The 22548-nt window shown below is 67.8% G+C and carries 21 protein-coding genes; 12 read left to right on the top strand and 9 right to left on the bottom strand.

Annotation, left to right across the window (positions count from 1 at the left end; all coding sequences use genetic code 11):
* Positions 1–9: 9 nt before the first annotated feature.
* From ACFVVI_RS20145 to ACFVVI_RS20130, 4 genes are read left to right on the top strand one after another with little or no spacing between them, the layout of a single operon-like run.
* Entirely contained in the window at positions 10–1005 is a 996-nt protein-coding gene (locus tag ACFVVI_RS20145; RefSeq protein ID WP_378632448.1) for a thiolase domain-containing protein, read from the top strand.
* Positions 1002–2171 carry a thiolase domain-containing protein gene (locus tag ACFVVI_RS20140; protein WP_378631669.1) on the top strand — a complete coding sequence of 390 codons (1170 nt, stop codon included), beginning with the start codon at positions 1002–1004 and terminating at the stop codon, positions 2169–2171. Before ACFVVI_RS20145 ends, ACFVVI_RS20140 begins: the two co-directional genes overlap by 4 nt.
* Positions 2168–3058, top strand: a complete 891-nt coding sequence (locus tag ACFVVI_RS20135) for a TIGR03619 family F420-dependent LLM class oxidoreductase (protein ID WP_379313557.1) — start codon at positions 2168–2170, stop codon at positions 3056–3058. The genes ACFVVI_RS20140 and ACFVVI_RS20135 overlap by 4 nt, the downstream gene beginning before the upstream one ends.
* Positions 3055–3471, top strand: a complete 417-nt coding sequence (locus tag ACFVVI_RS20130) for a nuclear transport factor 2 family protein (protein WP_378990652.1) — start codon at positions 3055–3057, stop codon at positions 3469–3471. The genes ACFVVI_RS20135 and ACFVVI_RS20130 overlap by 4 nt, the downstream gene beginning before the upstream one ends.
* 60 nt (positions 3472–3531) lie before the next feature.
* On the opposite strand, the gene ACFVVI_RS20125 is transcribed toward ACFVVI_RS20130, so the two are convergent.
* Positions 3532–4821: a cytochrome P450 gene (locus ACFVVI_RS20125; RefSeq protein WP_378990654.1), complete on the bottom strand. Its 1290-nt coding sequence runs from the start codon at positions 4819–4821 to the stop codon at positions 3532–3534.
* A 132-nt stretch (positions 4822–4953) separates the two neighbouring features.
* Here ACFVVI_RS20125 and ACFVVI_RS20120 point away from each other — a divergent pair, with 132 nt between their 5' ends.
* Both ACFVVI_RS20120 and ACFVVI_RS20115 read left to right on the top strand, forming a co-directional pair.
* Positions 4954–6117: a steroid 3-ketoacyl-CoA thiolase gene (locus ACFVVI_RS20120; protein ID WP_378990655.1), complete on the top strand. Its 1164-nt coding sequence runs from the start codon at positions 4954–4956 to the stop codon at positions 6115–6117.
* Positions 6118–6482: 365 nt separating this feature from the next.
* Positions 6483–6899: a helix-turn-helix domain-containing protein gene (locus ACFVVI_RS20115; protein ID WP_019044759.1), complete on the top strand. Its 417-nt coding sequence runs from the start codon at positions 6483–6485 to the stop codon at positions 6897–6899.
* A gap of 129 nt (positions 6900–7028) precedes the next feature.
* Here the strand turns inward: ACFVVI_RS20115 and ACFVVI_RS20110 are convergent, their stop codons facing one another.
* From ACFVVI_RS20110 to ACFVVI_RS20090, 5 genes are all read right to left on the bottom strand, one after another.
* Positions 7029–8063 (bottom strand): hypothetical protein, encoded by a 1035-nt coding sequence (locus ACFVVI_RS20110; RefSeq protein WP_387446265.1) that lies wholly within the window; start codon positions 8061–8063, stop codon positions 7029–7031.
* The gene (locus ACFVVI_RS20105) at positions 8060–8575 is read right to left on the bottom strand and encodes an ImmA/IrrE family metallo-endopeptidase (RefSeq protein ID WP_378631659.1); all 516 of its coding nucleotides are present in this window, start codon (positions 8573–8575) and stop codon (positions 8060–8062) included. Before ACFVVI_RS20105 ends, ACFVVI_RS20110 begins: the two co-directional genes overlap by 4 nt.
* A gap of 11 nt (positions 8576–8586) precedes the next feature.
* The gene (locus ACFVVI_RS20100; RefSeq protein ID WP_387446264.1) at positions 8587–9840 is read right to left on the bottom strand and encodes a hypothetical protein; all 1254 of its coding nucleotides are present in this window, start codon (positions 9838–9840) and stop codon (positions 8587–8589) included.
* 202 nt (positions 9841–10042) lie between these two features.
* The gene (locus ACFVVI_RS20095) at positions 10043–10954 is read right to left on the bottom strand and encodes an SDR family oxidoreductase (RefSeq protein WP_378990659.1); all 912 of its coding nucleotides are present in this window, start codon (positions 10952–10954) and stop codon (positions 10043–10045) included.
* A 221-nt stretch (positions 10955–11175) separates the two neighbouring features.
* Positions 11176–11952: an SDR family oxidoreductase gene (locus ACFVVI_RS20090; protein ID WP_387446263.1), complete on the bottom strand. Its 777-nt coding sequence runs from the start codon at positions 11950–11952 to the stop codon at positions 11176–11178.
* A 70-nt stretch (positions 11953–12022) separates the two neighbouring features.
* On the opposite strand from ACFVVI_RS20090, the gene ACFVVI_RS20085 reads away from it, so the two are divergent.
* The 6 genes from ACFVVI_RS20085 (at position 12023) to arcA (ending at position 18586) form a co-directional block, all read left to right on the top strand.
* Positions 12023–12787 carry an enoyl-CoA hydratase family protein gene (locus ACFVVI_RS20085; RefSeq protein ID WP_056818882.1) on the top strand — a complete coding sequence of 255 codons (765 nt, stop codon included), beginning with the start codon at positions 12023–12025 and terminating at the stop codon, positions 12785–12787.
* Positions 12784–13674 (top strand): CoA transferase subunit A, encoded by an 891-nt coding sequence (locus tag ACFVVI_RS20080; protein ID WP_266297857.1) that lies wholly within the window; start codon positions 12784–12786, stop codon positions 13672–13674. The genes ACFVVI_RS20085 and ACFVVI_RS20080 overlap by 4 nt, the downstream gene beginning before the upstream one ends.
* Positions 13671–14417 carry a CoA-transferase subunit beta gene (locus tag ACFVVI_RS20075; protein WP_378990661.1) on the top strand — a complete coding sequence of 249 codons (747 nt, stop codon included), beginning with the start codon at positions 13671–13673 and terminating at the stop codon, positions 14415–14417. Before ACFVVI_RS20080 ends, ACFVVI_RS20075 begins: the two co-directional genes overlap by 4 nt.
* Positions 14414–15499 (top strand): NAD(P)H-dependent flavin oxidoreductase, encoded by a 1086-nt coding sequence (locus ACFVVI_RS20070; protein ID WP_379314555.1) that lies wholly within the window; start codon positions 14414–14416, stop codon positions 15497–15499. Before ACFVVI_RS20075 ends, ACFVVI_RS20070 begins: the two co-directional genes overlap by 4 nt.
* A gap of 369 nt (positions 15500–15868) precedes the next feature.
* Positions 15869–17308: a basic amino acid/polyamine antiporter gene (locus tag ACFVVI_RS20065; protein WP_378631650.1), complete on the top strand. Its 1440-nt coding sequence runs from the start codon at positions 15869–15871 to the stop codon at positions 17306–17308.
* Between the two features lie 27 nt (positions 17309–17335).
* On the top strand, positions 17336–18586 hold the full coding sequence (arcA, locus tag ACFVVI_RS20060; protein ID WP_387446260.1) for an arginine deiminase: 1251 nt from the start codon (positions 17336–17338) through the stop codon (positions 18584–18586).
* 9 nt (positions 18587–18595) lie between these two features.
* Here arcA and ACFVVI_RS20055 read toward each other — a convergent pair whose 3' ends face one another.
* The 3 genes from ACFVVI_RS20055 to ACFVVI_RS20045 all read right to left on the bottom strand — a co-directional run bounded on the left by ACFVVI_RS20055 (position 18596) and on the right by ACFVVI_RS20045 (position 22537).
* Positions 18596–20557: a molybdopterin-dependent oxidoreductase gene (locus ACFVVI_RS20055; protein WP_387446258.1), complete on the bottom strand. Its 1962-nt coding sequence runs from the start codon at positions 20555–20557 to the stop codon at positions 18596–18598.
* A 149-nt stretch (positions 20558–20706) separates the two neighbouring features.
* Positions 20707–21870, bottom strand: coding sequence for an acetyl-CoA C-acetyltransferase (locus ACFVVI_RS20050; RefSeq protein ID WP_378990805.1), 1164 nt, complete (start codon positions 21868–21870; stop codon positions 20707–20709).
* A 46-nt stretch (positions 21871–21916) separates the two neighbouring features.
* Positions 21917–22537 carry a TetR/AcrR family transcriptional regulator gene (locus ACFVVI_RS20045; protein ID WP_378990668.1) on the bottom strand — a complete coding sequence of 207 codons (621 nt, stop codon included), beginning with the start codon at positions 22535–22537 and terminating at the stop codon, positions 21917–21919.
* Positions 22538–22548 lie beyond the last annotated feature (11 nt).

The raw sequence follows: 22548 nt of genomic DNA, 5'->3' as shown, positions 1-22548 counted from the left end.
GACGCGAGCCTGCCCGAGATCGCGGTGGTGGGCTTCGCCCACGCACCACACGTACCCGAAACCCACGGCACCACCAACGGCGTCGAGATGCTCGTGCCGTGCTTCCAGCAGCTCTACGCCGATCTCGGCATCACCAAGTCCGATATCGACTTCTGGTGCTCGGGGTCCTCCGACTTCCTCGCCGGACGCGCGTTCTCGTTCATCTCGGCGATCGATGCGATCGGCGCCGTCCCACCGATCAACGAATCGCACGTGGAGATGGACGCCGCGTGGGCCCTCTACGAAGCGTGGGTGAAGCTGCGTTCCGGACAGGCGCAGACCGCACTCGTGTACGGCTTCGGCAAGTCGTCGGCAGGCACGCTGCGCCAGGTGCTGACCATGCAGCTCGACCCCTACCTGGTCGCGCCGATGTGGCCCGACGCGGTCTCGATCGCGGGTCTGCAGGCACGTGCCGGCCTGGACTCCGGCCGGTGGACCGAGCAGGACATGGCGGCGGTCGCGGGCGGTGACCTCGGCGCACCCTATGTGGCCGACCCGCTGCGCGCCCACGACATCGCGCCGATCACCGACGGCGCGGCCGCGATCGTGCTCGCGGTCGGCGACCGCGCGCGCGAGCTCTGCGAGCGGCCCGCGTGGATCACCGGAATCGCGCACAACATCGACGCCCAGGCGCTCGGCGGTCGCGACCTGACCCGCTCCCCCTCCACCACCAAGGCGGCCGCGGTGGCGACCGGCGGCAACACCACCTTCGACGTCGCCGAGCTGCACGCGCCGTTCAGTCACCAGCAGTTGATCCTCGCGGAAGCGATCGGGCTGTCCGCGGACACCCGGATCAATCCCTCCGGTGGCGCCCTCGCCGCCAATCCGATGTTCGCCGCGGGTCTCGAACGAATCGGCAGCGCCGCCCAAGCCATCATGTCCGGCACCGCGAACCGGACCCTCGCTCATGCGACCAGCGGCCCTGCGCTGCAACAGAATCTGGTCGCCGTCATGGAGGTCAAGTGAGCTTCCCCGCAGCGGTGCTCGGCACCGGCCAAACCCATCACGTGACAAAACGTACGGACGTGTCCATGTCGGGCATGTGCCGTGAGGCCATCGATCGCGCACTCGATGACGCGGGTCTGACCATCGCCGACATCGACGCTGTCGTCGTCGGCAAGGCCCCCGACTTCTTCGAGGGCGTCATGATGCCCGAGCTGTACATGGCCGAGGCGCTCGGTGCGGCGGGCAAGCCGTTGATCCGCGTGCACACCGCGGGCTCGGTCGGCGGCTCGACCGGCGTCGTCGCCGCCAACCTGGTGCAGGGTGGGGTGCACAAGCGTGTCCTCGCCATCGCCTGGGAGAAGCAGTCGGAGTCGAATGCCATGTGGGCGTTGTCGATTCCGGTGCCGTTCACCATGCCGGTCGGCGCGGGCGCGGGCGGCTACTTCGCCCCCCACGTGCGCTCCTACATCCGTCGCTCGAACGCGCCACTGCACATCGGCGCGATGGTGGCGGTGAAGGATCGACGCAACGGCGCGAAGAACCCGCTCGCACACCTGCATCAGCCCGACATCACCCTCGAGTCGGTACTGGCCTCCCAAATGCTCTGGGATCCCATCCGTTTCGACGAGACCTGCCCGTCGTCGGACGGCGCGTGCGCCGTGGTGATCGGCGACGCCGAGGCCGCCGCGGTGGTCGAAGCCGAGGGCAAGAAGGTGGCCTGGGTCCACGGCACCGCGATGCGCACCGAGCCGACCACCTTCTCGGGTCGCGACCAGGTGAATCCGCAGGCGGGCCGGGACGCGGCCACGGCCCTGTGGAAATCGGCCGGGATCACCGATCCTCTGGAAGAGATCGATGTCGCCGAGATCTACGTGCCGTTCTCCTGGTTCGAGCCGATGTGGCTCGAGAATCTCGGCTTCGCGGCCGAGGGCGACGGCTGGAAGCTCACCGACAAGGGTGAGACGGAGATCGGCGGGCGCATTCCGGTGAACCCGTCGGGCGGCGTCCTCTCGTCCAACCCGATCGGCGCCTCCGGCCTGATCCGGTTCGCCGAAGCGGCCAAGCAGGTGATGGGCCGCGCGGGCGCGTACCAGGTGCCGAACGCGCGCAAGGCCCTCGGTCATGCGTACGGCGGTGGCTCCCAGTACTTTTCGATGTGGGTCGTGGGAAGCGAGCGTCCGGCATGAAATTCACCCTCGGTGTCGCACTGAGCCCCTTGGATCAGCTCACCGAGCTGGCCAAGACGGCCGAAGAATGCGGGTTCACCTCCATCGGCCTGCCCGATTCGCTGTTCTATATGAAGTCACAGGCCGCCGACTACCCGTACACCCCGGACGGCAGCCGCTTCTGGGGGCCGGAGACTCCGTGGGTGGATCCGCTGATCGCCGCCGCGTCCATGGCCGCGGTCACCACGAACCTGCGCTTCTACACCAATGTCCTCAAGCTCGGCTCGCGCAATCCGCTGCTGCTGGCCCGACAGGTCGGCTCGATCGCCAACCTGTCGGGCAACCGGTTCGGGTTCGGCATCGGGATCGGCTGGGCACCTGAGGAATTCGAATGGTGCGGTGTCCCGTACGCGCGTCGCGGCGCCAGAGTCGACGAGATGATCGAGGTCATCCGGCTCGTCCTCGACGGCGGCATGGTCGAATTCCACGGCGAGTTCTTCGATTTCGACCAGTTGCAGATGAGCCCCGCGCCGAGCGAGCGGGTGCCGTTCTACATCGGCGGGCACACCGGCCCGGCGCTGCGCCGGGCCGCCCGCATCGGTGACGGCTGGACCTCGGCGATGATGAAGTTCGACGACCTGGTCACCACCATCGGCACGCTGCGCGATCTGCGTGCCGAATACGGCCGGTCCGAGGAGCCCTTCGAGATCCAGTCCGTCTGCATCGACAAGTTCGGCCGCGACGGCTATCAGGACCTGGCCGACGCGGGCGTCACCGACAACATCGTGGTGCCGTGGCTGGCCGACGGCATCGGGTTCGACGGCGAGCTGGCGGCCAAGCAGGACTCGCTGCGCAAGTTCGCCGAGAAGTACATCGCCGACCCCATCATCGCGAAGGTGCAGCCATGACCACCATCGAACGCACCGCCCGTGCCGCGGGCCTGGCATCTCAGGCCGCGGTCAGGGCGAAGGACCGGGCGGCCTGGGTCGCCCTGTTCGCCGAGGACGGCATCGTCGAAGATCCCGTCGGTCCTTCGGGTTTCGATCCGGAGGGCGTCGGCCACCGCGGCCACGAGGCCATCGGCGCCTTCTGGGACAAGGCCATCGCCCTGACCGAATCCATCGAATTCCGCTTCGAGGACTCCTTCGCCTGCGGGAACGAAATCGCCTTCACCGGCCTGATCCGCACCACCATGGCCGGCCACGTCATCGACGCCGAGGGCGTGTTCACCTACAAGGTCGATGCCGACGGGAAGATCGCCGCTTTGCGCGCGTTCTGGGAAGTGGACCGCGCGGTCGCGACCACGCGTCCCGTCGTCTAGCAGTAAACGCGAGAACAGCCCGGGACCTTTCGGTCTCGGGCTGTTCTCGTTGTCAGCGACTCAGTGCGCGACGGGGCAGCCGGCGGGCTTGTAATCGACCGGCAGCTCCTTGATCCCATTGAGCCAACCCGAACGCAGCCGCTTCGGATCACCGATTTGCGTGATATCGGGCAGATGATCAGCAATCGCGTTGAAGATCAGATCGACCTCGAGCCGAGCCAGGTTCGCGCCGACGCAGAAGTGGGCGCCGGTGCCGCCGAAGGCCAGGTGCTGGTTGTCGGCGCGGGTGATGTCGAACGTCTCCGGGTTCTCGAACACGTCCTCGTCGAAGTTTGCCGAGCGGTACAGCATCACGAGCCGCTGGCCCTTCTTGATCTGCACGCCGCCGAGTTCGGTGTCCTCGAGCGCGGTGCGCTGGAAGGAGGTCACCGGGGTGGCCCAGCGGATGATCTCGTCCGCCGCGGTGGCGGGGCGCTCCTTCTTGAACAACTCCCACTGGTCGGGGTTCTCCATGAAGGCGATCATGCCGTGGGTGATGGCATTGCGGGTCGTCTCGTTGCCGGCGACGGCCAGAACGATCACGAAGAAGCCGAATTCCTCCGGCGTGAGGTGCTCGCCGTCGACGTCGGCCTCGATCAGCGTGGTCACCAGATCGTCGGCCGGACAGGCCTTCCTGGCTTCGGCCATCTGGTAGGCGTAGCCGAGGATCTCCATCGACGCGGCGACCGGATCGGCGGTGCTGTCGGGATCGTCGTAGCTGGTCATGTCGTTGGACCAGTCGAAGACCTTCATCCGGTCCTCCTGCGGCACACCGATCAGTTCGGCGATCGCCTGCAGCGGCAGCTCACACGCCACCTGGGTGACGAAGTCACCGCTACCGGACTCGAGGGCTCGCTTCACAATGCCCTCGGCACGGGCCGAGAGTTCGGCGCGCAGGCCGTTGATCGCGCGCGGGGTGAAGCCCTTGGCGATCAGCTTGCGCAGCTTGGTGTGCTCGGGGGCGTCCTTGTTCAACAGGACGAAGCGCTGCAGTTCGATCTGCTCGCGCTGGATGTCGTCGTTGAAGCGCGGGATCGCGGTGTTCTCGAAGGTGGAGAACACATCGCTGCGGCGCGACACCTCTTTGACGTCGGCGTGCTTACTCACCACCCAGAAGCCGTCGTCATGGAACCCGCCCACCTCGGGCGACTGCGGGTTCCACCAGATCGGGGCCGTACGACGCAGTTCGGCGAACTCCTCGGCCGGAATCCGCTCGGCGTAGATCGCCGGGTCGGTAACGTCGAACCCGTCCGGCAGGTTCGGCCGGGCACCCGTCACGGGGCCGGCGTGTGCGGTGCTCGGATCTACCACCAGATGTCTCCTTCGACAAACTGAAACACGTTCTATAATCATTCAAGCATAGCGGTCGCCGCGACGGAAGAACCTCGCGGTTTTACCCTGAGCTCAAGATCAGAACCTGTTGCAGTTATAAGGGAGAATCACATGGGCACACCCGTGATCGTCGAGGCCGTGCGGACCCCCATCGGCAAACGTCGAGGGCAACTTTCGGGACTGCACGCCGCCGAATTGCTCGGCCTGGCCCAGCGCGGACTACTCGACCGGGCGGGTCTCGACCCGGCCGAGGTCGAGCAGGTGATCGGCGGCTGCGTCACCCAGGCGGGCGAGCAATCCAACAACGTCACCCGCGTCGCCTGGCTGCACGCGGGCCTGCCGTGGCAGACCGGCGCGACCACGATCGACGCCCAGTGCGGCTCGGCCCAGCAGGCCAACCACCTCATCGCGGGCCTCATCGCCACCGGCGCGATCGACGTCGGCGTCGCGTGCGGCGTCGAGGCGATGAGCCGGGTGCCGCTCGGCGCCAATGTCGGCACCGAGGCGGGGCCGCGACGGCCCGCGTCGTGGTCGATCGATCTGCCCGACCAGTTCGGCGCCGCCGAGCGCATCGCCCGCAGGCGCGGGATCACCCGGTCCGATATCGACGAATTCGGTTTGCGCTCCCAGCAATTGGCGGCCAAGGCGTGGGCCGAGGGCCGCTACGACCGCGAGGTACTTCCGGTCTCGGCGCCGGTACTCGATGGCGAGGGCGTGGCCACCGGCGAAAAGGTGGAGGTCGCCCGCGACCAGGGTCTGCGGGCGACCACCCGCGAAGGGCTGGCGGCGCTGAAACCGGTCGTGGCCGACGGCATCCACACCGCGGGCACCTCGTCGCAGATCTCCGACGGCGCCGCCGCCGTGCTGCTGATGGACGAAACCGTCGCGCGCCGAAAGGGTTTGCGTCCGCGCGCCCGGATTCACACCCAGGTACTCGTCGGCGCCGAACCGGAGTTCCATCTGGACGGTCCGGTGCAGGCGTGCACCCGACTGCTCGAGCGCTCCGGAATGACGATTGGCGATATCGATCTATTCGAGATCAACGAAGCATTCGCGTCGGTCGCACTTTCGTGGGCTGCCGTACATCAACCTGACATGGAACGGGTAAATGTCAACGGCGGCGCGATCGCAATCGGGCATCCTGTGGGCTCTACCGGCTCCCGATTGATCACGACCGCGTTACACGAACTCGAACGCACAGGTCAGGGCACTGCCATGGTGCTGATGTGCGCAGGCGGCGCACTGGCGACGGGCACCATCATCGAGCGCCTGTAGACTGACCCTTACCGAAACCGGGCGCCCAGGTTGAACATTCATCCCAGGGCGCCCGGAACGTGTCGTACGCCACAAAGTCACGGGGGGCAGGGGGATCATGAGATGTCAGCTATCTTTGGGCTATCATGTGGGCATGGTGGAAGAACCCCGCGACGGGCACGAACCCGGGCACCCCAGCGCTCCACAAGAGTCGTTGGCGCGACCCGCAAACGCGACCGCCGCCGCCCCTGCACGCAGGTGAGCGTCGGAAATCGTAGAGAAATCCCCAATCAGGCGTAGGTTTTCAGTTACTGAGCCGCTAATATCAATGATACGTATCCGAGATAACGACTGTTAGTACAGTGAAGGGAATTGGGCGGCTCACAATGGCTGATTTCGCGGCGCGGCTGAACAAGCTGTTCGAAACCGTGCATCCCCCGGGGCGCAAGCCGCACACCAACGCAGAGGTTGCGGCTGCGCTGACTGCCTCCGGGCATCCGATCTCGAAGCCGTATCTCTCGCAGTTGCGGTCGGGACAACGAACGAATCCGTCCGACGAGACGGTGGCCGCCCTGGCGAAGTTCTTCAAGGTCAAGCCTGACTACTTCTTCAACGATATCTACGCGGCCAAGATCGATCACGACCTGGAGCTGCTCGCGCAGCTGCAGGGTTATGGACTTCGTCGACTGTCGAGTAGGGCATTCGACCTGTCCGAAGAATCACAGAATCTGCTCACCTCGATGGCGGAGAAGCTACGGGCCAGCGAAGGCTTGCCCGAAATTCCTCCGGACGGAACAGAATAGGATCCACGCAGCGGCCGGCCTGACGCACCTGATGGTGTCCTGGGTACGGCCGTAAATAGGTCGGATACGCAGACAACGGGCCTGAGACGGTGTAAATCACCAGCTCAGGCCCGTTTTCTGCGTATCGACCTAGGTCGAGGAAGCGGCGTTCTGCGGTGCCGTCTTCGCGTCGGCCACCGCGTACTCGTACTGATTCGACAGCGCCAGCACCCAGCCGCGGGGGCTGATGCCGGGCGGCGGTGCGATCCATCGCGCGTCGACGAACAAGTCCCCCAACGGATTTCGCGCCCACTCGGCCACCACCGCGGCCCGCTGCGGCACCGAACTCGGCGGCTCACCGGCCGCCGGGATCACGATGCCGCTGCCGGAGAGCAGATACAGCGCGTCCATCACCTGTGCCATGTGATCGGAAGCCTTGAGCTGGGCCGAGGTGGCGTTCTGTTCGGGCGCGACCACCTCGGGGAACCGGCCGACCATCAACTGGTGCAGCGGACGGATCTTGCGCAGCAGGAGCTTGGCCCGCCACCACAGCTCGATCACGATCGACACGGCACCGAGCGCGATCAGCAGCGCCGCGATCTCCCACGCGGCCCAGCCCCACAGCGGTTCGTTGGGCGGCGTCGGCGCGGCATTCTGGAACGCGCGGCCCACATTGGCGACCGCGAGCACCGCGACCATCGCGGTGCCCGTGATGTAGATGGCGATGCCACGACCGAGGATCGTCCAGTCCAGGTTGCGCAGACCGGTGGTGACGATGAACACCGCGCCGAGCGCGACGGCGATCCAGCCGAAGGTGAACGACCACGCCAGGGTGATCGCGATCGCCACCGCGCCGACGCCGTACACGACCATCGCGACCTGGCGCAGGTTGCGCCGCGAGACCACCGGCCACGCCGCCGAGGCCACCACCGAGGTGGCCGTGGTGAACAGGATCCAGGCGGAGATCACGAGACCGGTGGACAGCCAGCCGCTGTGCACACCGCCCTTCATCAGGTTGTCGATGGCAACAGCCATCTCGGGTATGGCGACGGTGACCGCGAGTGCCACGGCGGCGACCGCGACGACGATGGCCACGCGGGCGGTCGTCGCGGGCTTCACCAGCACGCGACCCACTCGCGCACCCGCGGCAACCCAGACCAGCAGGGCTGTCAACCAGAGTGTCATCCGAGTGCCTCATCGAATCGAAGGACCGAGACGCCTGCGCCCCGGTTGCTGAATACGCGCAGGCGCGTCATGAGCATGGCCGCGAAGGTCTCGGCTTCCCATTCGGCGAGATCGTCGGCGCCGTCGTCGACGATCTGCGCGTGGGCGCGCTGGCTGAGCATGTAGGCGATCAGATCGTCGCTGACCTCGAGGGTCGTCTCCACCGCGGGCGCGCCCTCGTGGTCGAAGACGATGTGGCCGAGTTCGTGGGCGAGGGTGTGATCGCGACTCGGGAGAGCGTCGGCGAGCACGATGATGTCGCGTTCGGGGTAGAACCGGCGCTGACCGCACACGCCGGGGCCGAGGTTCGCGCTGGTGATCTCGATTTCGCGTTTGCGCTCCAGCGAGATGGCATGGACCACCTCGTCGAGGCTGGTGGCGTCGGAGTCGGCGGCCACCGCGCACACCGCGTCGACGGCGGCGGCGACGCGGCGATAGGACCGGGAGGTGCTCTGGGTCTTGCTCTTACTCATCGAAGATCCCCTCACGACCTCGGTCCGAAGAACTCGGCACGCGCCGCGTTCACCCGCGCTTGGGCTGCCGCGGCACCTTGGAAACTCACTGCGCCCGAACCGGTTCCGGCCAGTGTGAGCGCTATCAGGCCGCCGATCACCGACAGGAGTTCGGGTTCGGGCAGGCCGCTGTTGTCACTGGTCGGCTTGAACTCGTGGTTCGGCTTGGCCGCCGGTGCCGGTGCCGCCGCGGCGGGTGGTGCGGCGGGGGCCGGAGCCTCGGCCGCCGGTGGTGCGGCGGCTGGAATGGGTACTGCCACAGCGATATTCGGGACACCGGGGACCGCGGGAGTGGGTGGGATCGCGATCGACGGAAGCGCCGGAACGGCCGGGACCGAAGGGATCGGGATCAGCAACAACAGCAGGGGCGAGGCCGAGCCGACCGCCGCCGAACCGACAGCGGCGGAACCGACAGCGGCCGAGCCCGCACCCGCGGAACCTACTGCGGCGGAACCGGCGGCAGCGGAACCCACTGCGGCAGAACCTGTTCCGAGGACAGCCGAGCCCGCGCCGAGGGCGGCCGAGCCGGTACCCGCGGCGGCCGAGCCGACTGCGGCCGAGCCGGTACCGAGTACCGCCGCGGCACCGGCCGAACCCGTGCCGAGTACCGCCGCGGCACCGGCCGAACCCGTGCCGAGCACTGCGGCGGCGCCTGCCGAGCCAGTGCCGAGGACGGCGGCCACGCCAGCGGAACCGGTACCGAGAACCACCCCGAGACCTGCCGAACCGGTACCGAGCAGCACTCCGAGCCCCGCGGAACCGGTACCGAGGACCACGCCCGCGGCGGCCGAACCCGCGCCTGCCGCGGCCGAACCCGCGGCGGCCGATCCGGAGAGCGGGCCCGCGACTTCTTTCTTGGGAACGTCAGCGCTGGACTGGCCGGGGATGGTGAGCGGGGTCCATTCGCCTTCACCGGCGACCGGGGCGCCCGCCTGCGGAGCAACCGGGTCGGTACCGGGAGCCGGGTTGGTCGCCTGACCGTTGCCGTTGCCTTGGTTCTGCCCCTGACCGGGCAGGCTGAGCTCATCGGGCTTGGGAGTCGGAGTGCTCTGACCGCCGTTGCCACCGCTGCCGTTGCCCTGCCCCGAGCTTCCGCTGCCGGGGGCCTGCGCGGCAGGCGTCGGCGGCTTTTCCGGGGCGGCCATGGCGACCGCGGGCCCTAACAACGCACAGCCGGCCAGCACACTCGCAGCGGCAAACACGCGCAACATGCGACCAATGGCCATGCGCTAGATCATCCCCTTAGTTATTCAGCGCAGAATTACCCCCGGTCGCGACACATTCCGGGATCGACGAACAGTAGCCCATAGTAAACCCACGGTCCCGGGACCGCAGAAGAGAGCAAGAGTCGTCCAGCCCCCTGGACGTGTGTGACATGCCATAAGTGCAGGCCGGGGACATTTCCCCGGCCGCACGCCTCAAAGTTTGCTATGCGCCGTACACAGGCTCCGGCGGGGTGCTCTTCTCGATCAGTTCCTTGACGACCGGACCCAGTTCGGCGGGATTCCAGCGAGCGCCGCGATCGACCGGGGTGCCGTGCATCCAGCCCTGCGCCAGCGCCACCTTTCCGCCTTCTACCTCGAACATCCGGCCGGTCACCCCGGCGGATTCGGTGCTGCCGAGCCACACCACCAGCGGTGAGACGTTCTCCGGAGCCATCGCGTCGAAGCCCGCATCGGGGGCGGACATGGTGTCGGCGAAGACCGTCTCGGTCATCCGGGTGCGGGCGGCGGGAGCGATGGCGTTCACGGTCACGCCGTAGCGCCCGAACTCGGCCGACGCGGTCAGTGTGAGACCCGCGATACCCGCCTTGGCGGCGCCGTAGTTGCCCTGGCCGACGCTGCCCTGCAGACCGGCGCCGGAGCTGGTGTTGATCACGCGGGCGTCCACCGGGCGGCCCGCCTTCGACTCGCCCCGCCAGTACTCGGCCGCGTGCCGCATGGTGGCGAAGTGGCCCTTGAGGTGCACGCGTACGACAGCGTCCCACTCGTCCTCGCCGAGGTTCACCAGCATGCGGTCACGCACGAAGCCCGCGTTGTTGACCAGCACGTCGAGGCCGCCGAAGGTGTCGACGGCCTGACGGATCAGGCGGCGGGCGCCTTCCCAGTCGGCGACGTCGTCGTAGTTGGCGACGGCCTCGCCACCGGCCGCGACGATCTCGTCGACGACCTGCTGAGCGGGGGTTTCCGTGGTGGCTGCGCCGTCGAGCGCGGTGCCGACATCGTTGACCACCACGCGGGCGCCCGCCGCGGCGAAGGCCAGGGCGTGGGCGCGGCCTATTCCGCGGCCTGCGCCGGTGACGATTACGGTGCGGCCTGCGCAGATCACCTGGTCAGTCATGTGTAGCTCCTGTGTTTATTGGCGGCTGGCGCCGCGGGATTTTCGGCCCTGAGGGCCTCACATCCGAAGGGCGATACTGCGCCTTCGGCGTTCCGTCTCGCCCTTCGGATGCGAGGCGGCCGAAAATCGTGGTGGTTGGGTTGGGTGGGTGGCGTTGGTTGCGGCAGGTGGGGAATGTTCAGTCGCTGGACGGGATGACTACTGCGGGTTCGCATCGGCGGCTAGTTGTTCGTGTTGGCGGCGTCCAGGAAGGCGGGGCGTTCGCCGCCGCCGTGGACGAGCAGGGCGGCGCCGCTGATGTGGGCGGCCAGGGGGGAGGCCAGGAACAGCGCGGCGTTGCCGACGTCGGCGGGATTGGCCAGGCGGCCGAGGGGGACGGTCTTCGCTACGGCGGCGACGCCGTCGGCGTCGCCGTAGTGCAGGTGGCTGAGTTCGGTTTCCACCGGGCCGACGACGACGGAGTTGAGCCGGACTTTCGGGGCCCATTCGACGGCCAGCGAGGAGACCAGGTTGTCCAGGCCCGCCTTGGCCGCGCCGTAGGCGGCGGTGCCGGGTGAGGGGCGGTGGCCGCTGACGCTGGTGATCATCACGATCGAGCCGCCCGCGTCCTGCTTCTGCATCAACGCGTTCGCCTGCTGCGAGATCAGCAGCGGCGCGAGGAGGTTCAGCTCCACGATCTTGGCGTGGAATTTGGGGCCCGCGGCGTCGGCCATCGCGAACGGCGCACCACCCGCGTTGTTCACCACATGGTCGATCCGGCCGTGCCTGGCGACGATCTCGGCGAACATCGCCGGCACCGCGTCGACATCGCGCACATCGCAGGTGAGGTGTTCGGTGCCGCGGTCCCCTACCGTGATCGGCTCGTCGGCCGGTCTGCGTGCGCAGGTCAGCACCGTCGCGCCCGCGGCGAGGAAGGCCCGGCTGATTCCGGCGCCGACACCTCGGACGCCACCCGTCACCAGAACGATCTGCTCGGAAAGGTCGATTTCTACAGCCACCGTGTTAACCTACCAAGCAATTGCTTGCTTTGTCTCGGGTTCGCCGGGGCGCGCACGAGGAGACATCGCGATGGGGATAAACCGTCACACCGAAGCCGACGGGGTAGAGGTCGTCACAGTCGACTACCCGCCGGTCAACGCCCTGCCCTCGGACGGCTGGTTCGCACTGGCCGACGCCGTCCGGGCCGCGGGCCGCAACCAGGAGACCCGGGTGGTCGTGCTGCGCGCGGAAGGCCGCGGGTTCAACGCGGGCGTCGACATCAAGGAGATGAACGCCGACGTCGGCCATACCGCGCTGATCCGCGCCAACCACGGCTGTTTCGACGCCTTCGCCGCGGTCTACGACTGCGAGGTGCCCGTGGTCACCGCAGTGAACGGCTTCTGCCTCGGCGGCGGCATCGGCCTGGTCGGCAACTCCGACGTCATCGTCGCCTCCGACGACGCCACCTTCGGCCTGCCCGAAGTGGACCGTGGCGCGCTCGGCGCCGCCACGCACCTGTCCCGGCTGGTCCCCCAGCACCTGATGCGCACCATGTTCTACACCGCGGGCAAGCTCACCGCCCAGCAGCTGCACCACTTCGGCTCGGTGTACAAGGTGGTACCGCGCGCCGAACTCGACGCCGCCGCGATGGACGTGGCGAAGAACATCGCGAACAAGGACGGCCGCGTGATCCGCGCCGCCAAACGCGCGCTCAACGGCATCGACGTGCAGGACGTGCACCGTTCCTACCGCTACGAGCAGGGCTTCACGATGGAGCTCAACCTCGCCGGTGTCGCCGACGAGATCAGGGCGCGCTTCGACGACGATCTCGCCGCGCAGAAGAAGGAGAGCTGAAAGCCATGCGCGACAAGAGAATGACCCTCGACGAGGTGGTCGGTGAGCTGCGCAGCGGCATGACCATCGGGATCGGCGGCTGGGGTTCACGACGCAAGCCGATGGCGCTGGTGCGCGCCCTGCTGCGCTCCGACGTCACCGACCTGACCGTGGTCACCTACGGCGGCCCCGACCTGGGTCTGCTGTGTTCGGCGGGCAAGGTCCGCAAGGCGTACTACGGGTTCGTCTCGCTGGATTCGGCGCCGTTCTACGACCCGTGGTTCGCGAAGGCGCGCACCGAGGGCGCGATCACCGTGCGCGAGATGGACGAGGGGATGGTGAAGTGCGGGCTGCAAGCGGCCGCGGCACGACTGCCGTTCCTGCCGATCCGGGCCGGGCTCGGATCCGCCGTGCTCGACTTCTGGGAGGGCGAGCTGAAGACCGTCGCGTCGCCGTATCCCGCCGCCGACGGTCGCGTCGAGACCCTGGTCGCGATGCCGGCGTTGAATCTCGACGCGTCGTTCGTGCACCTGGATCTGGCCGACAAGCACGGCAACGCGGCCTACACGGGCGTCGACCCGTACTTCGACGATCTGTACTGCCTGGCGGCGGAGCGTCGCTACGTCTCGGTGGATCGCATCGTCGAGACCGAGGAACTGGTGAAAGCCGTTCCGCAACAGTCGATCATCCTCAACCGCATGCTGGTCGACGGTGTGGTGGAGTCACCCGGTGGCGCGCACTTCACCTTCTCCGGCAGCTACGGGCGCGACGAGAAGTTTCAGAAGCACTATGTGGCGGCCGCGAAGACGCCGGAGTCGTGGGCCGAGTTCAAGGCCCGCTACCTGGATGTCTCCGAAGAGGAATACCAGTCCGCGGTAGCCGCGTTCGCTGAGGAGCAGAAGCTATGACAATTACTCGTGCCGAGGTCTGCGTCGTCGCCGCCGCGGAGATCTTCCGCGGGGCCGGTGAGATCATGGCCAGCCCGATGTCGACGGTCACCACCATCGGGGCCCGGCTGGCCCGGCTCACCTTCGAACCCGACCTGCTGCTGTCCGACGGCGAGGCGCTGTTCTTCGCCGAGGTACCGGCGATCGGGGCCAAAGCCCCTGTCGAGGGCTGGATTCCGTTCTCCCGGGTGTTCGACGTAGTTGCCTCGGGCCGTCGCCATGTGGTGATGGGCGCCAACCAGATCGACCGGTTCGGCAACCAGAACCTGTCGGCCTTCGGTCCGCTCCAGCAGCCGACCAGGCAGATGTTCGGTGTGCGTGGCGCGCCCGGCAACACCATCAACCACGCGACCAGCTACTTCGTGCCCCGCCACAACAACCGGGTGTTCGTCGAGAAGGTCGACATCATCTCCGGAATCGGTTACGACAGAATCGATCCCGAGAACCCCGCGTACCGCTTCCATCATCTGCACCGGGTGGTGACCAACCTGGGCGTGTTCGACTTCAACGGCCCCGACCACACCCTGCGCGCGCTGTCGCTGCACCCGGGCGTGAGCGCGGCCGAGGTCGCGGAGAACACCTCCTTCGAGATCGCCGAGCTGGGTTCGGCGGGCGAGACCAGGCTGCCGACCGAGGAAGAGCTGCGGATCATCCGAACCGTGCTCGATCCCAAGGGTTTCCGGGAGAAGGAAGTAGCGGCATGAGCGCGCGCTTGCGGACTCCGCTGACCGAGCTGGTCGGCATCGAGCACCCGGTCGTACAGACCGGCATGGGTTGGGTCGCCGGCCCCCGACTGGTCGCGGCCACCGCCAACGCGGGCGGACTCGGCATTCTCGCCTCGGCGACGATGACGTTCGAGGAGCTCGAGGCGGCGGTCGCCAAGACCAAGTCGCTCACCGACAAACCCTTCGGCGTGAACATCCGCGCCGACGCCACCGACGCGGGCGAGCGCATCGAACTGCTCATCCGCGAGCAGGTACGCGTCGCGTCCTTCGCGCTCGCGCCGAAGAAAGAACTCATCGCCCGGCTCAAAGACGCCGGTGTCGTGGTAGTTCCGTCGATCGGTGCCGCCAAGCACGCGGTGAAGGTGGCGTCCTGGGGTGCCGACGCGGTGATCGTGCAGGGCGGTGAGGGCGGTGGGCACACCGGCCCGGTCGCCACCACGCTGCTGCTGCCGTCGGTGCTCGACGCGGTCGATATCCCGGTGATCGCGGCGGGTGGCTTCTTCGACGGTCGCGGCCTGGCCGCCGCGCTGTCCTACGGCGCGGCCGGTGTCGCGATGGGCACCCGCTTCCTGCTCACCCAGGAGAGCACCGTTCCCGAGGCCGTGAAGCAGGAGTACCTGGCGCGCGGCCTCGGGGACACGGTGGTGTCGGTGAAGGTCGACGGCATGCCGCATCGGATGCTCAACACCGAACTGGTGACCAAGCTCGAGCACTCCGGCGGCTGGCGCGGCCTGTCGGCGGCGGTGTCGAACGCGGCCAAGTTCAAGAGCATGACCGGCATGAAATGGTCGACGCTGATGCGTGACGGTCTGGCCATGCGAAAGACCAAGGACCTCAGCTGGTCTCAGGTCGTGATGGCGGCGAACTCGGCGATGCTGACCAAGGCCGGTCTCGTCGAGGGCCGCACCGACGCGGGCGTGCTGCCCGCGGGCCAGGTCACCGGCATCATCGACAGCCTGCCGACGGTGGCGGAGCTGATCGACGGGATCGTCGCCGACGCCATCGCCCGGATCGAGGCGGTCTCGGCGCTCACCGTCGAGTCCGCCGCCGAAGCCCACTGACCCGGAGCCGTACCCGGCTCCCGCCACGAACTCGCCCCGATCGACGGCCCTGAGCCAACCGTCGGTCCCACGGGGGCGATCGAGCACCGGACCCGATGCCGCACTCACGAGGTGCGCATCGGGTCCGGTGCATTTTCGGTTCAGGGCGTCTCGTGGTCGCGACACGCGCTCGAACCCGCTCCCGACGGTGCCCGGTCGCCTAAAGTTTGCCGGACATCGACATCGCACCGGGAGGTCGCATGGACGCCGAGTTCTCACGGCAGGTCCACGACTCCACGGTGCCGGTATGCGCGATGATTGCCACCCTCCTCGCCGCGCCCCTCGGCCCGTGTCCGCCCCATCGCCACACCGACCCGCAGGAGTAGCGCGATGACAGCCTCGGAACAGACCGCGACCAAGAAGATGCCGCTGCTGACCTTGTCGGCGATGGTGGTCGGCTCCATGGTCGGTGCGGGCGTCTTCTCGCTGCCGCGCAACTTCGGCCAGGCCACCGGCGGATTCGGCGCGATCATCGCCTGGACGATCGCCGGCACCGGAATGCTGATGCTGGCGTTCGTCTTCCAGACGCTGGCCGTGCGCAAACCAGACCTCGACGCCGGTGTCTACGCCTACGCGAAGGCCGGCTTCGGTGAGTACCTCGGTTTCTTCTCCGCGTTCGGGTACTGGGCCAGCGCCTGTGTCGGCAATGTCAGCTACTGGGTGCTGATCAAGTCCACCCTCGGGCAGGTGCTGCCCATCTTCGGTGAGGGCAACACCGTTCCCGCGGTGCTGCTGTCGACGGTGTGCATCTGGGCGTTCCATTTCATGGTGCTGCGCGGGATCCAGGAAGCCGCCACCATCAACCAGATCGTCACCGTGGCCAAGCTGGTGCCGATCCTGGTGTTCATCGTGGTGCTGCTGTTCTACTTCGACCCCGGTGTCTTCGCCGACAACTTCTGGGGCGGCGACGCGTATTCCGAATCGCTGGTCGAACAGGTGCGTTCGACCATGTTGGTGACAGTCTTCGTATTCCTCGGCATCGAGGGTGCGAGCGTGTACTCCAGGTACGCGCGCAAACGCGAGGACATCGGTCGCGCCACCGTGCTCGGCTTCCTCAGCGTGCTGGCTATTTTCGCGTCGGTCACCATGGTGTCGTTCGGCATCATGCCGCGTGACGAACTCGCCGTGGCCCAGCAGCCGTCGATGTCGCCGGTGTTCGAATCCGCTGTCGGCACCTGGGGTGCCTGGTTCATCAGTATCGGACTGATCATCTCGGTCCTCGGCGCCTACCTGGCCTGGACGCTGATGGCCGCGGAGGTGCTGTTCGTGGCGGCGAAGGACCGGGACATGCCGTCGTTCCTGGCCCGGGTCAACGCCGCGAATGTGCCGGTGGTCGCGCTGATCTTCACCACCGTGCTGATCCAGATCGTGCTGGTCACCACGCTGTTCTCCGACGACGCGTTCACCTTCACCCTCAAGCTGTGCAGTTCGCTGTCGCTGGTGCCGTACCTGCTGGCCGCGGCCTACGCGCTCAAGCTGGCCTACACCAGGGAGACCTACGAGCGGATCCAGCCGGGCGACCGCACCAAAGAGCTCGTCATCGCGTTCGTCGCCACCTTCTACACCGCGTTCATGCTCGTCGCGGCCGGCCTCGAATTCCTGCTGCTGTCGTGCATCATCTACGCGCCCGGCACCATCCTGTTCGCCCTGACCCGTCGCGAGGCGGGCAAGCGGATCTTCTCGCTCTGGGAGGCGGTCCTGTTCGGCGCCGTCGCCCTCGGCGCCGTTGTCGGCATCGTCGGCCTGGCGACCGGCGCCATCTCGATCTGAGTCCGCCCGATCTTTCGAGGAGCAGAAATGACCGGAACCCCCGCCACCGCGTTCGGCGTCCATTCCGAAGTCGGCACGCTGCGCAAGGTGCTGGTCTGCGCGCCCGGCCTGGCGCACGAACGGCTCACCCCGACCAACTGCGACGACCTGCTCTTCGACGACGTGCTGTGGGTGCAGAACGCCAAACGCGACCACTTCGACTTCATGACGAAGATGCGCGACCGCGGCGTCGAGGTGGTCGAGCTGCACAATCTGCTCGCCGAGACCCTCGCCGTGCCCGGCGCGAAGGACTGGATTCTCGACCGCAAGATCGTGGCCAACGAAGTCGGGCTCGGGCTGATCGACGACACCAGGGCCTACCTGGACTCGGTGGACGACCGGACCCTGGCGACCTACCTCATCGGCGGACTCGCGACCGCGGACCTGCCCGCCGAATTCCGCTCCGGTTACCTGGCGCTGGCGCGCGAGCAGGCCGGGGTCCGTGAGTATCTGATGCCGCCGCTGCCGAACACGCTCTACACCCGCGACACCACCTGCTGGCTCTACGGCGGCGTCACCCTCAATCCGCTGTACTGGCCCGCCCGGCACGACGAGACGCTGCTGATGGCGGCGATCTACGCGTTCCATCCCGACTTCACCGGCGCGAAGGTCTGGTGGGGAGATCCCGAACAGGATTGGGGGCTAACCACTTTCGAGGGCGGCGATGTGATGCCGGTCGGCAACGGGGTGGTGCTGGTCGGGATGAGCGAACGGACGTCCCGGCAGGCGATCACCCAGGTCGCCGCGTCGCTGTTCGCCGCCGGTGCCGCCGAGCGCGTGATCGTGGCGGGGATGCCGAAGCTGCGCTCGGCCATGCACCTCGACACCGTGTTCACCTTCGCCGACCGCGACCTGGTGACGGTGTATCCCGACATCGTCTACAACATCCACCCGTTCTCCCTGCGGCCCAGCGACCGCGCACCCGGTGTCGAGGTGACCGAGGAGACCGCGCCGTTCCTCGACGTGGTGGCCGCATCGCTGAACCTGCCGAAGCTGCGGGTGGTGGAGACCGGCGGCGGCTACTACGCCAACGAACGCCAGCAGTGGGACAGCGGCAACAACCTGGTCGCGGTCGAACCCGGCGTCGTGTTCGCCTACGACCGCAACACCCACACCAACGCGGCCCTGCGCAAGGAAGGCGTCGAGGTGATCACCATCGTCGGCGCCGAACTCGGCCGCGGCCGCGGCGGCGGCCACTGCATGACCTGTCCGCTGATCCGCGACGCCGTCGAGTTCTGAACGCGGCGATCAGCGGGGGCGCACCTCGACGCGGTTGTCGTGGAACACCGCGCCACCGCCGTAGTCCGAATCTCGTTCGGCGATCGTGGCGTTCACGGTGGCACCGCCGGTGAACTTCGCCCAGCGGCCCTTGGTGGTGCCTGCGACTCCGGGCCGCACCCGGTCCGATACCTCGGCGACGGCCTCGAAGGAGCCGCGATCGTTGGAGACGACCACCGCGGCGCCGTCGGCGATGCCCCGCGCGGCGGCGTCGCCGGGGTGCAGGGTGATGCTGGATTCGCCTGCGCGACGCCGCAATTCCGGGTTGGAGCCGAAGGAGCTGTTCAGGAAGTAGTGCGAGGCAGCGGAGATCAGCACCAGACCGTCGCCGGAATCGGCGGGGGGTGTGTAGTCCGGCAGCGGGTCGTGACCCGCCGATTCCGCTCTGGCGGAGACGAACTGGAGCTTGCCCGCGGGCACCGGACCGGCCTGCACCTTGAGGAATCCTTCGGCCCTGAGCCGGTCGAGGTCGTAGCCCTTCAGCAGCTGGCCGGCCAATTCTTCGTCGGAGTCGTACAGCGCCGGTTCGGTCAGACCCAGCCGATGCGAGAGTCTGCGGAAAGTCTCTGTCGTGGACAGGCATTCGCCCGGCGGCTCGACGGCGGGCTCGTTCCAGATCAGGTAGAGGTGGCCGTAGCCGGCGAGCACGTCGAGGTGCTCGGGTTGCATCGTGGCGGGGAGCACGATGTCGGCGTAGTCGACGGTGTCGGTGCCGAAGTGCTCGAGGACCACGGTGAACAGGTCCTCGCGCGACAGCCCCTCGATCACGCGACGCTGGTCGGGATTCGAGCCGACCGGATTGGCCCCGATCACGAACAGTGCCTTCACCGGCGGCTCATCGGTCTCGAGCAGGGCTTCGCCGAGTCTGGTCATCGAGAGTGTGCGGACCGGGTGCGCCAGCAGGTCGTCGCGGGTCAGCGCGGCTTCGTCGAGCCGGAAGTGTCCGCTGGTCGAATAGTGCAGTCCCCCACCGGGTATCGCCCAGTCGCCGGTGACACCGGGCAGGCAGGCGAGCACGCGCAGGGCCATCCCGCCGCCGGCGTGGCGCTGCATGCCCTGGGAGGCGCGGATCGCGGTCGGCCTGGTGCGCGCGATCCGCGCACCGAGCGCGACGATCTGATCTTCGGGAACGCCCGTGATCGCCGCGGTGCGTTCCGGCGTGAATTCGGTGATGCGGTCCCGGAATTCGGGCCAGCCCTCGGTGTGTTCGGCGATGAACTCCTCGTCCTGCGCGCCGAGCGAGACGATCACGTGCAGCAGGCCGAGCGCCAGCGCCGCGTCGGTGCCGGGCAGCGGGGCGATGTGCTCGTCGCAGCGTTCGGAGGTCTTGGTGCGCACCGGGTCGATCGACACCAGGTACGCGCCGCTGTCCTGCACGAACTTCCACAGATGATGGCCGGAGGTGAGCGGGTTGGTGCCCCACAGCAGGATCAGTTTCGACTGCGCGAAGTCCTCGGGGTCCATGCCGCCGGAGGTGCCGAGGGTGTAGCGCAGGCCGGTGCCGCCCGCGACCGAGCAGATGGTCGGCGCGTGATGCGACGCCCCGAGCAGGTTGAACATCCTGCGCCCCGGAAAGCCTTCCAGCCCTTGGATATAGCCCAGGCTGCCGGTGCCGTGGAACGGCCAGACCGCCTCACCACCGAATTCGTCGATGATGCCGGTGACGCGCGTGGCGATCTCGTCGAGCGCATCGTCCCAGCTGATCCGCTCGAACTGGCCCGACCCCTTCGGCCCCACCCGGCGCATCGGATACCGGAGTCTGCCCGGCGCGCCGACCTGCTCGAGATACCGGTTCACCTTCACGCACAGCGCACCGCGCGTGACCGGATGGTCCTTGTTCCCGCGCAGCCCCGTGGCCACCCCGTCCTCGACGGTCACCACCCACGAGCACGCGTCGGGGCAATCGAGCGGGCATGCACCGAGCACCTTCACCAGGCCATCATAGGTGGGATGAATCACCCCCGCCGGGGCCGGACGTGCCCGCCGCGCTGCGGCGCTGGGATGTGGCGACCCAATGGTGGCGAACGAAGAGTGGTCCCCGGCGAAACCCGCCGAGGACCACCATTTTTCGAACGGCGGAGCTACTTCTTGTCGGCGTCCAGACGCTCGATGATCGTCACGTTGGCCGTGCCGCCGCCCTCGCAGATGGTGAGCAGGCCGTAGCGGCCGTTCACCCGCTCGAGCTCGTTGAGCAGGGTGGCGAACAGCTTGGCGCCGGTCGCGCCGAGCGGGTGGCCGAGCGCGATGGCCCCACCGTTGACGTTCACCTTCGCGGGATCGGCGCCGATCTCCTTGATCCAGGCCAGCACCACCGGGGCGAAGGCCTCGTTGATCTCGATGACGTCGATGTCGTCGATGGTCAGGCCGGTCTTCTCCAGCGCCCACTGGGTAGCCGGGATCGGCGCGCTGAGCATGAAGATCGGGTCGGCGCCGCGCGCGCTGACGTGATGGATGCGGGCGCGCGGGGTGAGGCCGTATTCCTTGACCGCCCATTCCGAGGCGAGCAGGGTGGCGCTGGCGCCGTCGGAGATCTGGCTGGCCACCGCCGCGGTGAGCGGGCTGCCCTCCGACAGCGGCTGCAGCGACGCCATCTTCTCCAGGCTGGTCTCGCGCGGACCCTGATCGACGGTGAAGTCGCCGACCGGCACGATCTCGTTGTCGAAGCGGCCCTCGGTGATGGCGGTCTTGGCGCGCTGATGACTCTGCAGCGCCCAGCGCTCCATGTCCTCGCGGCTGATGCCCCACTTCTCGGCGATCATCTCGGCGCCCTTGAACTGGGAGACCTCGCCGGTGCCGTAGCGCGAGTCCCAGCCCTTGGCGCCGATGAACGAGGACTCGAAGCCGTAGGGCTTGGCCGCGAGCATGGCGGCGCCGATCGGGATGGCGCTCATGTTCTGCACGCCGCCTGCCACGATGACCTCGGCGGTGCCGCTCATGATGGCCTGCGCGCCGAAGTTGATCGCCTGCTGGCTGGAACCGCACTGCCGGTCGACGGTGACGCCGGGGACCTCTTCGGGGTAGCCCGCGACCAGCCACATGGTGCGGCCGATATTGCCCGCCTGCGGGCCGAGGTTGTCGACGCAACCGACGATCACGTCGTCGACGACGGCCGGGTCGATGCCCGTGCGCTCGACGAGCCCACGCAGCGCGGCCGCGCCGAGATCGGCGGAATGCACCTCGGCCAGCGCGCCACCGCGCTTGCCGACCGCGGTACGCACCGCATCGATCACATAGGCCTCCCGCAACGGGGCATAGGGGCGGCGCTCGGCGGATGCGGTCATGATGGAACTCCTATTTCGCGGTGCTCCCGGGCAGGGTCAGCCCGTCGAGCACGATGGTGAGATATTGCTGGGCAAGGTTTTGCACGGTGATCGGGCCACCGGGGGTGTACCAGCGGACCGCGACCCACACGGTGTCGCGCAGGAAGCGGAAGGCCAGTTCCACGTCGAGTTCGGGCCGGAAGCTGCCGTCGGCCACGCCGGCGGCGAGCACGCGGTGCCATAGGTCGCGGAACTCGGTGTTGAAGTCGCGGATGTAGCCGAACCGCTCGGCGTCGCGCAGGTTCTTGGCCTCGGCCTGGTAGATCGCGACGGCGGCGTGATGGCGGTCGAACGACTCGTAGGACGCGATCACCAAGGACTCCAGGGTGTCTCGCGAGCTCATGCTCGCGCCCGCGATCTCGCGGTAGCGACCGAACAGGTCGTCGAGGAATCCGCGCAGGATCTCGTCGACCATCGATTCCTTGGAGTCGAAATGGTGATACAGACTGCCCGACAGGATGCCCGCCGAGTCGGCGATATCGCGCACCGTCGTGGCGCGCAGTCCACGTTCGGCGAACAGGTCGGCGGCGAGGTCGAGGAGTTCGGCGCGGCGGGTGCGTTTCACGGTGTCGGGTGCGGTCACACCCGTCATCGTACAACCAA

The sequence above is a fragment of the Nocardia sp. NPDC058114 genome, from assembly GCF_042884695.1.
In the GTDB taxonomy this organism is placed as follows: domain Bacteria; phylum Actinomycetota; class Actinomycetes; order Mycobacteriales; family Mycobacteriaceae; genus Nocardia.
This window is presented reverse-complemented; position numbering and strand designations above follow the sequence as displayed.

Bases quoted from the DNA above. Each gene is read 5' to 3' on its own strand.
- ACFVVI_RS20085 (WP_056818882.1), top strand. From the start codon at position 12,023: ATGGGGATAAACCGTCACACCGAAGCCGACGGGGTAGAGGTCGTCACA.
- ACFVVI_RS20070 (WP_379314555.1), top strand. From the start codon at position 14,414: ATGAGCGCGCGCTTGCGGACTCCGCTGACCGAGCTGGTCGGCATCGAG.
- ACFVVI_RS20100 (WP_387446264.1), bottom strand. From the start codon at position 9,840: ATGGCCATTGGTCGCATGTTGCGCGTGTTTGCCGCTGCGAGTGTGCTG.
- ACFVVI_RS20045 (WP_378990668.1), bottom strand. From the start codon at position 22,537: ATGACGGGTGTGACCGCACCCGACACCGTGAAACGCACCCGCCGCGCC.
- ACFVVI_RS20075 (WP_378990661.1), top strand. From the start codon at position 13,671: ATGACAATTACTCGTGCCGAGGTCTGCGTCGTCGCCGCCGCGGAGATC.
- ACFVVI_RS20105 (WP_378631659.1), bottom strand. From the start codon at position 8,575: ATGAGTAAGAGCAAGACCCAGAGCACCTCCCGGTCCTATCGCCGCGTC.
- arcA (WP_387446260.1), top strand. From the start codon at position 17,336: ATGACCGGAACCCCCGCCACCGCGTTCGGCGTCCATTCCGAAGTCGGC.
- ACFVVI_RS20130 (WP_378990652.1), top strand. From the start codon at position 3,055: ATGACCACCATCGAACGCACCGCCCGTGCCGCGGGCCTGGCATCTCAG.
- ACFVVI_RS20115 (WP_019044759.1), top strand. From the start codon at position 6,483: ATGGCTGATTTCGCGGCGCGGCTGAACAAGCTGTTCGAAACCGTGCAT.
- ACFVVI_RS20120 (WP_378990655.1), top strand. From the start codon at position 4,954: ATGGGCACACCCGTGATCGTCGAGGCCGTGCGGACCCCCATCGGCAAA.
- ACFVVI_RS20110 (WP_387446265.1), bottom strand. From the start codon at position 8,063: ATGACACTCTGGTTGACAGCCCTGCTGGTCTGGGTTGCCGCGGGTGCG.
- ACFVVI_RS20095 (WP_378990659.1), bottom strand. From the start codon at position 10,954: ATGACTGACCAGGTGATCTGCGCAGGCCGCACCGTAATCGTCACCGGC.
- ACFVVI_RS20135 (WP_379313557.1), top strand. From the start codon at position 2,168: ATGAAATTCACCCTCGGTGTCGCACTGAGCCCCTTGGATCAGCTCACC.
- ACFVVI_RS20065 (WP_378631650.1), top strand. From the start codon at position 15,869: ATGACAGCCTCGGAACAGACCGCGACCAAGAAGATGCCGCTGCTGACC.